Origin of the sequence: Paenibacillus thailandensis (genome assembly GCF_042685365.1) — a bacterium.
GTDB lineage: Bacteria > Bacillota > Bacilli > Paenibacillales > Paenibacillaceae > Paenibacillus_AP > Paenibacillus_AP thailandensis.
In genome coordinates this window covers 26,990-41,501 of record NZ_JBHUMY010000041.1, presented here as the reverse complement: position 1 = coordinate 41,501, position 14,512 = coordinate 26,990, and the positions used below count along the sequence as shown (strand labels likewise).

Annotated in this window: 12 protein-coding genes; 9 read left to right on the top strand and 3 right to left on the bottom strand. The window is 49.7% G+C overall.

Annotation, left to right across the window (positions count from 1 at the left end):
• Positions 1–115: 115 nt before the first annotated feature.
• From ACFSW5_RS23925 to ACFSW5_RS23890, 8 genes are all read left to right on the top strand, one after another.
• Complete coding sequence (locus ACFSW5_RS23925) at positions 116–883, top strand: carboxypeptidase-like regulatory domain-containing protein (protein ID WP_379279023.1); 768 nt, start codon at positions 116–118, stop codon at positions 881–883.
• A gap of 97 nt (positions 884–980) precedes the next feature.
• The gene (locus tag ACFSW5_RS23920) at positions 981–1,415 is read left to right on the top strand and encodes a hypothetical protein (protein ID WP_379279021.1); all 435 of its coding nucleotides are present in this window, start codon (positions 981–983) and stop codon (positions 1,413–1,415) included.
• Positions 1,416–1,653: 238 nt separating this feature from the next.
• Positions 1,654–1,917, top strand: coding sequence for a hypothetical protein (locus ACFSW5_RS23915; RefSeq protein ID WP_379279018.1), 264 nt, complete (start codon positions 1,654–1,656; stop codon positions 1,915–1,917).
• 113 nt (positions 1,918–2,030) lie between these two features.
• Positions 2,031–2,609 (top strand): DUF4256 domain-containing protein, encoded by a 579-nt coding sequence (locus ACFSW5_RS23910; protein ID WP_379279164.1) that lies wholly within the window; start codon positions 2,031–2,033, stop codon positions 2,607–2,609.
• A gap of 283 nt (positions 2,610–2,892) precedes the next feature.
• Entirely contained in the window at positions 2,893–7,065 is a 4,173-nt protein-coding gene (locus ACFSW5_RS23905; protein WP_379279016.1) for an endo-1,4-beta-xylanase, read from the top strand.
• Positions 7,066–7,350: 285 nt separating this feature from the next.
• Complete coding sequence (gene ant(6) / locus ACFSW5_RS23900; protein WP_379279014.1) at positions 7,351–8,205, top strand: aminoglycoside 6-adenylyltransferase; 855 nt, start codon at positions 7,351–7,353, stop codon at positions 8,203–8,205.
• Positions 8,206–8,539: 334 nt separating this feature from the next.
• Positions 8,540–9,856, top strand: coding sequence for an alkaline phosphatase (locus tag ACFSW5_RS23895; RefSeq protein WP_379279012.1), 1,317 nt, complete (start codon positions 8,540–8,542; stop codon positions 9,854–9,856).
• Positions 9,857–10,593: 737 nt separating this feature from the next.
• A complete protein-coding gene (locus ACFSW5_RS23890) occupies positions 10,594–11,136 on the top strand; it encodes a histidine phosphatase family protein (RefSeq protein WP_379279010.1) in 543 nt (180 codons plus the stop codon).
• Positions 11,137–11,223: 87 nt separating this feature from the next.
• On the opposite strand, the gene ACFSW5_RS23885 is transcribed toward ACFSW5_RS23890, so the two are convergent.
• Positions 11,224–11,988 (bottom strand): YheC/YheD family protein, encoded by a 765-nt coding sequence (locus tag ACFSW5_RS23885; RefSeq protein ID WP_379279008.1) that lies wholly within the window; start codon positions 11,986–11,988, stop codon positions 11,224–11,226.
• A 230-nt stretch (positions 11,989–12,218) separates the two neighbouring features.
• On the opposite strand from ACFSW5_RS23885, the gene ACFSW5_RS23880 reads away from it, so the two are divergent.
• A complete protein-coding gene (locus ACFSW5_RS23880) occupies positions 12,219–12,758 on the top strand; it encodes an NADPH-dependent FMN reductase (RefSeq protein WP_379279005.1) in 540 nt (179 codons plus the stop codon).
• A 133-nt stretch (positions 12,759–12,891) separates the two neighbouring features.
• Here ACFSW5_RS23880 and ACFSW5_RS23875 read toward each other — a convergent pair whose 3' ends face one another.
• Complete coding sequence (locus ACFSW5_RS23875; RefSeq protein ID WP_379279003.1) at positions 12,892–13,650, bottom strand: GNAT family N-acetyltransferase; 759 nt, start codon at positions 13,648–13,650, stop codon at positions 12,892–12,894.
• A gap of 51 nt (positions 13,651–13,701) precedes the next feature.
• A complete protein-coding gene (locus ACFSW5_RS23870; protein WP_379279000.1) occupies positions 13,702–14,478 on the bottom strand; it encodes a GNAT family N-acetyltransferase in 777 nt (258 codons plus the stop codon).
• Positions 14,479–14,512: the final 34 nt, after the last annotated feature.

Here is a 14,512-nt window from a genome sequence, read left to right as displayed (position 1 = left end):
AAATATGAGAAAATTTGTCGCAGTTTTTTTATATCCTTAATCTGTGCTTTTTTCAATAGCTCCAACAATATTTGCAGCTGGATTATCAGGAGTAAAAGGGACTGCAAGCATTCAATTGATTTTACCTTACTCTGCAGATTTCCCGGTTCCAAGTGAAGAGGAAAAAGAGCAACTGGTTAAAACCGGATGGATTGAAACTAGCGAGGGTTTTGTAAGATATTATCCATTAGTAGGTGCAAGTATTATTGTTGATGAGGAAGTTGCAACTACTACTGATGAAGATGGAAATTTTGTTGTAAATGGATTAGTACAAGGCGAACATAAAATTAGTATTGAGCATAATTCGGTTGAAAATGGCATTACAAAGTTCGAGGTTATTTCTGGGGAAACTGCAAATGTTAGCTTAACTACAAAAGTAAATTTCTTAACATTTATGGATGGATCTGAAGAAAATTCTGATAATAATGAAATCTCGACATCGATGTCTATAACTCCGTTTGCTGAAGTGACTCCTTACTCTGGTGGCAAAAAAGGAGAAACGCTTATACCGCATGATGATCATAATGACGCGACATATTCAGCATATGCTTATGTGACGTGTAATCGATTTAATGGTAAATATGGAGATCAAAAATATTATAAAGAGGAACATCACGCAATTGCAGCAGCAGATAATTTTATAACAAGTGATTGTGATTTAGCAATTGGGGCAGGTGCTCCTTGCTTAAGCCTAACTAATGGTGATTATGCTACCGACGCATCTAAGAGATATTGCAAATCTTGGGCAGTATATCAAAATTATTCGGCAACTTGCTCACAAGATATCGACCACAAATCTTTGTATCACAAACATACAACAACATCTGGGCCAACAGGTTACTAAGCTTATTTTTATATAGGTGTTCCTTTGGATTCTGCATGTTTGGTTTTTACCAAGCATGCTTTATATTTTTAATGTAGCTAGAAGAAAGGAGTTAAAAATGAAAAAACAGTTTGTATACCTTTCAGCGGTTATTCTTGTATTATTAATTGTAGTACTTAGCTATGTATTGATTAATAAAGAGGACTATAAAGAGATAGACCAAAATCAAATATCTGAAATCTTAGGCGTAGAGAACTTAAGGTTGCCTGACTGGGAAGTGTTAAAAGCAAAACAGTATGTAGATGGCTTTACCTCTCCACTTATACAAATTGAGTATGTAAATGGTATAGAAGTAAAAATTTCGAATAGTAAAATTGGTTTAAATCAAGTTCCTGTTGCAAATAAAAAGATTGGCAGTAACAAGGTAAATATATATAAGGACAATAATGAAACTATATACTTACTGGGTAATCAAATATATTACTATTTTAGAATATCAGACCAAAATCAAATTCCTTTAGTTGAAGATTTTATTCTAAATAATTTGCATTAATTCAAGGGCTTTAATTAAACCTGTCTCGTTATTATTCAATATAAATCGCTAATAAAGATACGGTGGAACAAATTGTTCAGTCCTGTGACCTTGAAGGGTTTTACTGCGATGATGAGACCGAGATTTTTTGGAGCTTAACAAAGCCATAATGCCCCGATTTACACACTAAGGAGGATCATTATTTGAATCAAGATGAATCAGTCTTGAACTTTAAACTATAGGTTACGACTTAGTTGAAGTGCTTATAGGAACAAATCTTCAGGATGAAAATGAAAATGGAGAATGGTTGCTTGATGCTATTGATGAAGTTTTAACCGGTAAGGTCAGCAATTCAACAGTTGGGGACGTAAGATACGTTGTTCTTAACCTGAATAAGACCTCTGTGAAGATTACAGACCCATACAGAGTAGGCGATTCACAGCGTGTGATGGAGACAGGTGTATTTAAGAAGTTACTCATTGAATGGCTTCGCAGGAAATACGAGTATTATAAATTAAGGTGAACACTTACCACATCCATTTAGTTATTGTCAATAATGAGTAATCCACATTTGTGGGAGTGCTATGTGTTGTTGGTGAGGAAGGAGAACATTCTTACTTGAAAGGGGAAATTAACATGACAAACAGTAAAATCGGCAATGAAAAAGTTTTATCGCCGGAACAAAGCGAAGGATTGCTCAAAACATTGAAAGCCCGTTTTGAGAAAAACATGAACCGTCATCAAGGTCTTGAATGGGCTAACGTACAAGCAAAGCTCGAAGCCCATACTGAAAAACTGTGGTCGCTCTACGAAATGGAGAGAACCGGCGGCGAACCGGATGTTGTAGATTATGACAATAAGATGGGCGAATATATTTTTTACGATTGTTCGGCGGAAAGTCCTAAAGGCCGCAGAAGCGTTTGTTACGATCGTGAAGCGCTGGAGTCGAGGAAAGAACATAAACCGCAAAATAATGCGATTGAAATGGCGGCTGACATGGGCATTGAGCTTTTAACGGAAGAACAATACCGGGAGCTGCAGAAACTTGGAAACTTCGATTTGAAAACGTCGAGCTGGGTGCAAACGCCTGCTAATATTAGAAAGCTCGGCGGGGCGATCTTTTGCGATCGCAGATACGACACGGTGTTCGTGTACCATAATGGAGCAGAGTCCTACTATGGTGCAAGAGGGTTCCGCGGCTCGCTAAGAGTATAAAGGATGTTGTCTATGTAAGTCATGGTCTCGAGGTCCGGTCCGTATGCTTTGGCGGACTGACCTACTTCAGGCTTGATCGGATCGGATGCGCGGCAGCGGCGCGTACCGATCTTTTTTTGTTGCCCCGATATCGTTTATATAGAAATTTAAGGATAATCTTTAATTCTTCGGGTAAAACGTTCCTGCCTATCCCGTTATGATTGAGGGTGAAAGGAGGATTTCCAAAACGATAATTGTAAGCGTTTTACTAATCAAATATCCTAATCATGGGGGAATTCGACTAATGCGTAGCACATTTAAAAAAGTCCTCTCTATTTTGCTGGCAGCGGCTGTGCTCATCCCTTCAGGCTTGTTCGCGCCGGCAGCGAAAGCTTCGGCAGAGACGGCCGGTACTGTCGTCTTGTCCCAGAGCTTCGAGGACGATCTGACGGGCGGATGGGAATCCGTCTGGGGCGGACCCGGAACAACCGTCGTATCTGCAACCTATGCATCGGAAGGATCCAAGTCGCTCATGTTCACCGGGAGAACCGACAGAGGCAACAGCCCTAGTCTTAACTTGACCGGCTATATGACATCCGGCAAAACCTACGATCTGTCCCTTAAGGTCCGATTAGGCTCGGGCAGCGATACCTTCCATATTGCATCGAAAGTAGACTCGCCGCTGTTGACCAACAAGTATCCTTGGTTGACCGGTAACCAAGCGGTGACCTCCACGGATTGGACCACCTTTGAAGTGAAAGGATACGAGGTGCCGGCTAACACAGCGGAACTCCGCATATGGGTTGAGTCCGTAACATCCTCTGCCTCCACAGCGGACATCTTTATCGACGAAGTGCTGATTAAGGATGTTACTCCGGGCACTACGCCTGACGAAGGCAACCTGGATCAATCCGGCATAAACGCCGCTTTCGAAGAGGGCATCGGTGCTTGGGTTATCCGGGATGGCGCCGGCGGCAGCATCGAAGCCACGACTGACGACAATCATACCGCAAGCGGAACGAAGAGCTTGAAGACTACGGTGTCCACTCAATATAACGGCCCTATCCTCGATGTAATGGGGAAAATGCACAAAGGCCATAAATATCGCTTGTCCGCTTGGGTGAAAATGGCTGCCGGACAGACGCCGACTTCACTTCGGATCAGTGTGCAGAGCGGTGACAGCACCTTCGCGAACGTATCGCCAAACGTGACAGCAACCGACGGCCAATGGGTGGAGTTGGCGGGTGATTTTACGCTGGCTACCACTCCGGCCGTATTGAAAGCTTATGTAGAAACCGCTCAAAAGCCTGAAGCACCCGTAACGTTCTATATGGATGACTTTGTCATTTCTTATCTCGGTGCCGTAGGAGCGCCGAAACCGATTCAGCATTTGATCCCGATTCAAGATGTCTACAAAGACGATTTCTTGATCGGTAACGCGGTTAACTCGACGGAATTTGACGGGGATCTTCGTTACGAGCTTCTGATGAAGCATCACAATGTCGTTACGGCGGAAAACGCGATGAAGCCGGATTATGCCTACGATTCGAACAAAAATTTTGACTTCACCGCGGAAGATGCGCTTGTAAAGCAAATTCAAGATGCAGGCCTTCTGTTGCATGGACACGTGCTCATATGGCATCAGCAGACGCCTGCGTGGTTGACCACGGAAAACGGTTCTCCACTGTCCCGCGAGGCGGCTCTCGCCAATATGCGGAAGCATATTACGACGGTTATGGAGCATTTCGGCGATAAAGTCGTTTCCTGGGACGTCGTCAACGAAGCGATCAACGACGGCATCACCGATCCGAGCGATTACAAAGCGGCTCTTCGCAACTCTCCTTGGAAAATGGCTATCGGAGACGACTACGTCGAGCAAGCCTTCTTGATCGCAAGGGAGGTGCTGGACGCGCATCCCGATTGGAACATTAAGCTTTATTACAACGATTACAACGAAGATAACCAAAATAAGGCGACGGCCATTTACAACATGGTCAAAGACATCAACGACCGATACGCCGCAGCTCACAACGGCAAACTGCTTATCGATGGTGTCGGCATGCAAGCGCACTACAACCTCAATACGAAGCCTGAGAATGTTCAAGCTTCTTTGGAGAAATTCATCTCCTTGGGCGTAACCGTCAGCGTATCGGAGCTTGACGTTCAGGCCGGAAGCGACAGTACGATTACGGAACAGCAAGCAATTGCCCAGGCCTATTTGTACGCGAGATTGTTCCAGATCTATAAAGCGCACGCCGATAAAATCGAGCGCGTAACTTTCTGGGGATTGAACGACGCTTCAAGCTGGAGGAAAGCAAACAACCCGTTGCTATTCGACGGCGACCTGCAAGCGAAACCGGCTTATTACGGCGTAATCGATCCGGCTGCGTTTATTGCGGACCACCCGCCTGCATCTGCAAACGCTCTTCAAGCGAGCGCCAATTACGGTACGCCTGCCGTGGACGGCGAGGTTGATGAGGTTTGGAGCCAAGCGGCCGCACTCCCGGTCAATCGCTATCAATCGGCATGGCAGGGCGCGACCGGCGAGGCCAAAGCGCTGTGGGACGATCAGTATCTGTACGTTCTTATGCAGGTAAGCGACACCCAGCTTGACAAAGCAAGCGTCAACGCATGGGAACAGGATTCCATCGAAGTATTCCTGGACCAGAACAATGACAAATCATTCTCTTACCAAGCGGATGACGGACAGTACAGAGTCAACTTTGACAATGAAACTTCCTTCAATCCGTCAAGCAAAGCAACCGGCTTCGTGTCGGCGACCAAGGTTTCCGGGACCAACTATACGGTTGAATTGAAGATTCCGTTTACCGCGGTTGCGCCGGCAAACGGGACGAAGCTCGGTTTCGACGTTCAGGTCAATGACGCGAAGGACGGTGCCCGTCAAAGCGTTGCCGCATGGAACGATACGACAGGCACCGGTTACCAGGATACCTCCGTGTACGGCATTTTGAATCTTATCGGGAAGAAGCCGGCTGTTCCGACTGGATTGACGGCCGAAACGGTGAACGCAAGCACCGTTAAACTGAGCTGGAATGCGGTCGAAGGAGCTGCCGGCTACAACGTTTACCGTTCCGGTTCGACCAACGGAGAATACGTCAAAGCGAATAGTGCCGTTGTCACGAGCACGCAGTTTTCGAACACGGGCTTGGCGGCTGGCACGGCGTATTCCTTCAAAGTCACGGCCGTGAACGAATCCGGTGAATCGGTCATGTCGGCTGCGGTATCCGCGAAGACAAACAGCGCGGGCGGCAACACCGGGGGTAACACTGACGGCAACGCTGGCGGCAACACCGGCAACAATACCGGAACCAGTCCTTCGGATATCATGGTGAAGCCCGGCGCAGACGGTAACGCTAATGTTCAACTGCAAGCCGGGGATGTGACGGAAGCGCTGGAGAAGGCAACGAACGGCCAGCTTGCGTTTAACGTGAAACCGGAATCCGGCACACTGAAAGGCGTGACGGTCGAAATTCCGGTACAACCGATCCTGTCGAGCGATAAAGTTGATCGAATTGCGGTCAACGTCGGCGGCGTGTCGGTGTCCCTGTCAACCGAATCGACGGGCGGCATGGTGAACTCCGGCTCGCAGAAAGTGTCGCTTTCGATCGCCCAGGTCGATCCTTCGACGCTGCCCGCCGGCGTGAAGGAGCAAGTTCAGGGGTATCCGGTTTACGAATTCAACCTGACGGTCGACGGCCGGAAGGTCAGCGAATTTAAAGGCAACAAGCCGGTCATCGTCGAGATGGACTACCAGCTGAAGCCGGGCGAAAAAGCGAATCAGATCGTCGTCTGCTACATCGGCGATAACGGGGAACTGGTCGTCGTCAAGAACGTGAAGTACGACGCCGGCACCGGCAAGATCACGTTCCGTCCGAAGCATTTCAGCCGTTACGCCGCTGCATATGCCAAGGTTGAATTCGACGACTTGGGCAAGGCGGCATGGGCGCAATCGTTCGTCGAAACTCTCGCTTCCCGTGAGATTATCGAAGGGACCGGAGCCGGGAAGTTCGAACCGGCCCGCGCGATCACCCGCGGCGAGTTCCTCCAGCTTCTCATGTCCGCGCTTGAGCTGATAGAGGAGGGAGCTTCGAGCTCTTTCACGGACGCGAAAGCGGGCGCCTGGTACTACGATGCGGTTGCGACGGCCGAGAAGCTTGGCATCGTCAAAGGGAAGAACGACGGCACCTTCGGCGTTAACGACCGTATTACGAGAGAAGAGATGGCTGTAATGGCTTACCGCGCTGCAACGGTCGCCAAGGTTCTGGGCACGCCGCCGGGCAGCCAGGCAGCATTCACAGACGAAGCCGACATTAGCGCTTACGCCGCGGATGCGGTGAAGGCGATGCGGCAGTCCGGCATCTTGAACGGAGTCGGCGACGGCAGCTTCCATCCGAAAGCCAACGCGTCCCGCGCAGAAGCGGCGGCGATTATGTTCAAACTGTTAGGCTTTAACTAAGCAAGAGAGAGGATCGTTCCGGATCCGGTGTTATTCAAATAGAAGAGGGGCTTACGATTAAGCCCCTCTTTCCAATACCCTGACTGATTAACGACTTGACCGTCTTCCAGAGCGGCGAAAATTTCTCTCGCCTTGCTTCTACCGTAGGATGGATGACAGTCTGAGCCGTATCGCCTGGCTGATGAGACGTGCCAGGAAACGTATCGGAACGATTCTATTTTTACAAAACGAAAATATGAGCAATGTAATATGATGTATCGATGCTCAGAACGGAGGATAACCGTCTTGCGAAGCGAACAGGAAATGATGAAGTTGTTTATCGATTTTGCCGCGAACGACGAGCGTATCCGCTTGGTGACTTTGGAAGGGTCGCGTACGAACCCGAATATCACGCCCGACAAATTCCAGGATTACGACATCTCTTACTTTGTGACGGATATGGAATCGTTCAAGGCCACCGATCAATGGCTCCAAGCTTTTGGGAAACGCGCGATGATGCAAAAACCAGAGGACATGGAGCTTTTTTCGCCGGAGCTCGGGAATTGGTTTTCTTATTTGATTCTTTTTGAGGATGGAAACAAACTGGACCTGACCTTGATTCCGATTGACGAGGTTGACGGGTACTTTGCCGCAAGCGACGGCTTGGTCGAGGTTGTGCTGGATAAGGATAAGCTTATTCGCAATAAGCCGATCGCAAGCGACCGGCAATATTGGATTAAAAAGCCGACCGCAAAAGAGTTCGACGATTGCTGTAACGAGTTCTGGATGGTTTCGACTTACGTCGTAAAAGGTCTGGCGAGAAAGGAAATCCTGTTTGCCATCGATCATCTACACGAGATTGCGCGGCCTAATTTGTTAAGAATGATGGCTTGGCGAATCGGATCCGAGCAAGGCTACACCTTCAGCTTGGGGAAAAATTATAAGTTTATAGACCGCTACCTGCCCGAAGAGGATTGGGAGGAGCTGGTGTCTACCTACACGGAAAACGGTTATCCGGAAATGTGGCAGTCGTTATTTACGTGTTACGGGTTATTTCGAAAATATTCGAAGGCTGTAGCGGAAGCTCTTGGCTACCCGTATCCGGATTACGACGAAGCCGTCACGAACTACACGAACAATGTTTACCGCTCTTTGAGCTAAAAAAGCTGCGGTTGCTCCCCTCTGCGAGAAGCGGAGGGGATTTTTTTGGCCCGTCAAGCATTGTAAGGGGGAAGTAAAGGCAACGGTCGAAGGATAGCTGAATTGTCCCGGTTATTTAGCCGATTCGTTCTAGTTAATAGGTTTCCCAAAAGGGAAAGGTGTTTTTATTTTGGCAATGCTATGACTTCATGCTTATTCATGATAGTTATTTGGATTCACGATATGAGCATTACGGATTATTTTTCAAGTTTACATGCAATTTACGCTTCGCTCCGTTTCATTTAATACTTCAAAGATACATTAATTGCGAAGCGAATACATGGGAGGGGAAACCATGAAACAAAGTATCAAGAAAAATATTGTATCGATGACGGCCGTCTCTGCTGTCGCGCTAGGAATCTTCGCCGGGACCAATATGCCGATTTCAGGTGCGGAAGCCCAATCAAACGCGGAAAACGGAAAAGCCAAAAACGTAATCTTTATGATTCCGGACGGTTTTTCCGCTGCATATGCGACCAATTACCGTTTGTTTAAAGGGGAAGAAACTTTATTGGACTCTATGCTGGTCGGTATGCATCGTACCTATTCCGCAAGCTCCGAGATTACCGATTCGGCCGCTGCCGGTACCGCGTTTGCGACAGGAGTCAAAACGAATAACGGCATGATCAGCACCTCCCCGGACGGCAAAGAGCTGAAAACGATTCTTGAAGCCGCCGAAGAAGAAGGAAAAGCGTCCGGCCTGGTGGCAACTTCCACAATCACTCACGCTACGCCGGCCGTGTTCGCATCGCATGTCGCTTCCCGTTCGGACGAAGCCGATATCGCGCCCCAGCTTATCGCCAATGGCGTGGATGTGCTCCTTGGCGGCGGCAAAAAGTATTTCCCTGAGTCTCTTCTGAACGAGGCGAAGGAAAAGGGATATGACTATATTTCGGACAAAAACGGCTTGGCGGAAGCGGAAGAGTCCGATAAGCTGATCGGCTTATTTGCCGAAGAAGGCATGGCGCCGGAATTGGATCGCGATTCGACCAACGAGCCAAGCCTCAGAGAAATGACGAGAACCGCATTGGACGTTCTTCAAAAGAACAAAGACGGTTTCTTCCTCATGGTTGAAGGAAGCCAAATCGACTGGGCCGGTCATGATCATGACGCGGCATGGGCGATGAAAGATTCGGAAGCTTTCAAGCAGGCATTGGAGGAAGTATTGGAATTTGCAAAGCAGGACAAAAATACTTTGGTGATCGTAGCGGGCGACCACGATACCGGCGGCATGTCGGTTGGCGGCTACGGCCATGGAGACGTGAAGCTGGAAGAGCTCCACAAAGTAACGGCTACCGGCAATTTTATGGCGGCGCAGCTGGATGAAACGCGCAGCAACATCAAAGAAGTCGTCAAACAATATACGACCTTCGATCTTACGGATGCCGAGATTCAAAAAATCAAAGAATCGGAAACTCCGGACATCGCCATTAACGATGTCGTCTCCGAACGCGCTTCCGTAGGCTGGACAAGCACGAATCATACCGGCGTGGACGTTCCGCTTTACGCATACGGCGCAGGCTCCGACTTGTTCGAAGGGTTGCATGAAAACACGGATATTCCCGGATTGATCGCTCAAGCGATGAACATTAAGTTTACGCCGGGAGAATAAGAGAGCGGCTTTAGCGGTAAGTAGGAAAGAGGGGCGAGCGCCCCTCTTTTTTATTATAAAAACATCAACGAGGCGTTTGCGAAGCTGGCGAAGCGCTCCGAATAACAGGTATAATAGAGGCGAAACCATTTTCTCGCTAATTCGAAAAGCCGGTTTCCATTAAACGGCGGGGTGTTGTGCATGATCATCCAATTCATTCGTTTACGTTAATGGAAGGTGCAGTCTAATCCAAGCTCAAGTCATCTTTTAAAATCCAATTTGACCTGGGTTTATTTAGCTGCGCCTTTTTCATTTGACAAAAACGAATGAATGAGGTGTTTTTCGGTGACCGCATGAAGGTTTAAAGCAGCTGATCCATATGACGCCGTTGTCATGGGGAGCTCCGCCCGAGCTGATACAGCGAATGCTGGACAGCTGTCGACAGGAGATTACTTTCGACTTTCTGATCCTGCTAGGGAAGAAAGCCGCTGCCTGATCCGGCTTATTCCACTTGTAACTGAATAGAGGCGTTATCTCTTTGCCGGATGGCGCCTCTTTTTTCAACGATGTCTCTTCAGAACGCTTGTCTCCAGAACGGATGACCGTTTCATTAACCCAATCAACCTCACGCGCTTCAGCATACCGTACAGCTTCATTACGCAGCGAATATGAAGATCACCTTCGGCAAAGCGGACCGCTCATCACCAAGCCGAATAGTCTTGTTCTCCATCCATCAACGAACCAAGGAGTTGGCGCTTGTGAAAACGATCTATGTCGTACGGCATTGCAAGGCCGAAGGGCAAGCTCCGGACGCCCGGTTAACCGGAGAAGGCGTTCGTCAAGCGGAGAAGCTGGCCGAGTTTCTGGCGGCTCGAAACGTGGACTGCATCGTTTCGAGCCCTTTCGAGAGAGCTGTCCGAACGATAAAGCCGCTTGCCGACCGGCTCGGCCTCGAAATCAGATTGAACGAAGCACTAACGGAACGTATCTTGACGGATAAGGATCATCCGGACTGGCGCGAGATGCTTCGCCGCACGTTCGACGATCCGGAGCTGTGTTACGAAGGCGGGGAATCCAGCCGTGCGGCGACGAGCCGTATCGTCCGGACGGCAGCGGAAATACTGCGCAGCGGCTGCAGCAATGCGGTCATCGTTTCGCACGGGAATCTCATTTCGCTTCTTCTGAAACATTACGATCACCGCTTCGGATTCAGGGAGTGGGAGTTTTTGTCCAATCCGGACGTGTATAAGCTGACCTTCGACAACGATACGCCGGCCATCCGGCGGATATGGCCGGGATGACCGGAAGGGCGGAGCCGCCGCGATCGCTGCCGCAAACGCAGACGAGGGGAGCCGCATGGGCGACTCCCCTACTTTTCCTTTACTGCTCTATTTCGTCCTTCCGTATTGCTTGGCATAAGACATAATGGTGCGGTACATGCTTTGGTTGCCCATCCGTTTCAACGGGTAAAATTGGGGTCTCGTATTGACCTCGAGAATCCACGCTTTGCCGCTGCGGTCGAGCGCAACGTCGAGACCCAGCTCGCGAAACCCGCTGCCGTGCCCGTCGAACAACCGTCCGACCGATTCGCCCAGCTTCTTCAGCTCGGCTTCTTTCTTTTCGATTGCGGTCTGGCCAAACCCAGCTTTGGACAACGTTTGCCGGAAGAAGCCAAGCTTGCCGCCCTGGTGATAGTTGGTTGCGACTTTGCCCGGCTTGCCGATTTTAGTGAAAACGGCGGTGTTTTTCCAGACATTGTCGTTTGATTTTTGCACCATGACGCGAATGTCGAAAGGACGGCCGTCCGCGGCGGCAAGCTGGATGCCCTTCTGCAGCAAGTAGGAGCGGTCTTTGGCCTGGTTCTTTAAATATTCGTAAAGAGCGTCTTCGCCGGTAAAATGTTTTCTCGCGGTATTGTGCCGGACTTCATAGCCGTTCTTTGATTTGGTAATACGGAAAATATGAAAACCGCCCGTTCCGCCGGTAGGTTTGAAGAAAACAACCCGATATCGGGAAAGCATATCGCCAAGATTGCTCCGGTTGAAAAGTGAGGTTGGAGGTACGTATTTGCCTATTTCAGCGCTTTTCAGCAGCCATTTCGTTTTGGTCCATTTGCTTTTGACGGACGCGCTTCTATAGCCTATGATTTGCACCTCCCTTCTATAACGCTAGTTTATGAGAAGTAAGGGGAGCTTGCTTAGGCCCTTGTCGACAAGATTTTGCACGGTTCCGTGTCGAAACATACTTTTTGTAAGCGACTTGACAAAATAAATTAATTTATTTATGATTATCATAACATCGAAGAATTTCGGAACTTGGTGGTGTGAACATGGGATTGCTCGACAGGTTATTCGGCAAAAAAGAGACGAAGGAGGAGATTCTGGTGTCTAAATTGAATATCGGTATTATTTTGGGAAGCACGCGCGACGGCCGCGTAAGCCCGCAAGTCGGCGAATGGGTGAAAAAGGTGGCGGACCAGCGGGGCGACGCGAACTACGAGATCGTCGATATTAAGGATTACAAGCTGCCGATGTTCGGCGAAGAGGATGCTTCGGAGCAGGCTGCCGCATGGAACGCCAAGCTTGCCAGCCTCGACGGATTTGTATTTATCGTGCAGGAATACAACCACAGCATTACCGCCGCTTTGAAAAACGCGCTGGATTTCGCCCGCGAAGCATGGAACGATAAAGCGGCCGGCATCGTGAGCTACGGTTCCGTCGGCGGCGCCCGCGCGGCCGAGCATCTGCGCGGCATTCTGGGCGAATTGTCCGTCGCGGACGTGCGCGTTCATGCGGCGCTGTCGCTGTTCACGGATTTCGAGAACGGCGTGTTCAAGCCTGCCGACCTGCATTTGACGAACGTCAACGGTATGCTGGACCAGGTGCTGGCTTGGAGCGGCGCTTTGAAGACGCTCCGTTCGTAATCATTTGCATGCGAAAGCCCTCTCCGAATCGGAGAGGGCTTTTATATTTGTGCCGGCAAGACGCCGCTCTGGGGCTGTTCGCAAGTTTAACTTAGGGATACAATCCTCTTTCCGCAAGGCGCTCCGGATTCCCTTAAGCTCCCGGGTGCACCCTGTACCAATGCCGGTACGCTTCCCGAAAGCCCAGCTTGGCGTACAGCTTCAGGGCCGGCGCATTGTCGGCCACGACGACAAGATAACCGTGCTGCGCTCCGTTCTGGCGCCCCCATGCCAGCAGATTCAACAGGAGCTGTTCCCCGAATCCGCGTTTCCGGTATTGGACGCCGGTTATAATGTCCCACAATCCGATATACCCGCGCTCGACCACGCCGATGCCGCAAGCAACGGCTTGCCCTTCGTGATACAAGGTAACGAAAGCCGCTTTGGTCCGAATATTGGCGAACATTTGCCGCATCGTTGCCCGCTGCCGGTCGTTTGAACCGGACAGCCTGCAATAGTGATCCAGCCACTCGCCGGTTACGGTTTCGTCGATTGCGGCCGTTCGGATGGACGGTTCCTTTACGTCCGCTAACGGCATGCATTGGACGCTTGCAATGTCGACGAGGGCATAGCCTTTCCGTTCGAGCAGATCGTCCAAATCGGCGGGTTGGACGCACGGAGCTATTTTAAAGACCGGCCGCAGCTGCCGGTCCGTATAAATGCGTTCGCACATCGTTATTTTATGTTCCGCGTCAAGCGAGGAAGGGAAAAGCGGCTGGATGGAGTTGGCCCGTTTCGAGTAGCCGTCGGCGAATCTTAATAGCCATCCGTCGAGCAGCATCGTTTGCAAAGCCGGCCAATGGTTAGCTTGCAGCTCTTCCAGCATGCGGGCGGTTTCGGTCGTTGCGTCCATGGGATGATTTCTCCTTGTTACGGTTATGTAAATTCTGCGCTTTATTGTACCTTATGAGGGCCGACGCATAAAGCCGGACATCCGGCTCAGTCGGTTCTTTACGCGATACCAGTACTTATATATCTCCGAGTACCCCAGCTTCGAGTAAAGGCGGAGCGCCGGGGCATTATCGGCGACGACGGCCAGATAGCTGTAGCCGGCTCCGTTTGCTTTTCCCCAATGCAGCAAGTGCAAGATCATTTGCTCCGCAAAGCCGCGGTTCCGGTACCGTTCATCGGTTACGATATCGTACAGGCCGATGTATCCGCGCTCGATAACGCCGAGACCGCAGCTTACCGCCTCGCCATCGGAGAATAACGTTATAAAGCCTTTTGGCGTCCGGATATTGGACAACATCCGTTCCATGACCGGCTTGTAACGAAGATCCATGCGGTTCATTCGGCAAAACAGGCCGATCCAAGCATCCGTCGCCAGTTCGTCGATTTGAACCGTATACGGCTTCGGCTCGGCGAGAGAATCGAGCCGCAACGTTTGAACGCTGGTTATATCGACAACCGAGTAGCCTCTGTTCGCGAGAACGCCGTCCAAATTGCCGGGGCGAACGAACGGCGTTATTTTGTATACCGCGGGAAGCTGATTGGCTGCATAGATTCGCTCGCATTGCTCGATTTTGCCGTCCACATCCCAGGTCGAGTCATGGATCGGGTTAATGGAATTGGCCCGTTTCGTAAACCCTTCGGCAAATCGCAGCACCCACCCGTCATACAGCAGCGTGGATAAAGCCGGCCAATTGTTTAAGGACAACTCTTCAATCTGTCTATGATCCATCGATATCTGCCTCCTTCACGATTGAATTATAATA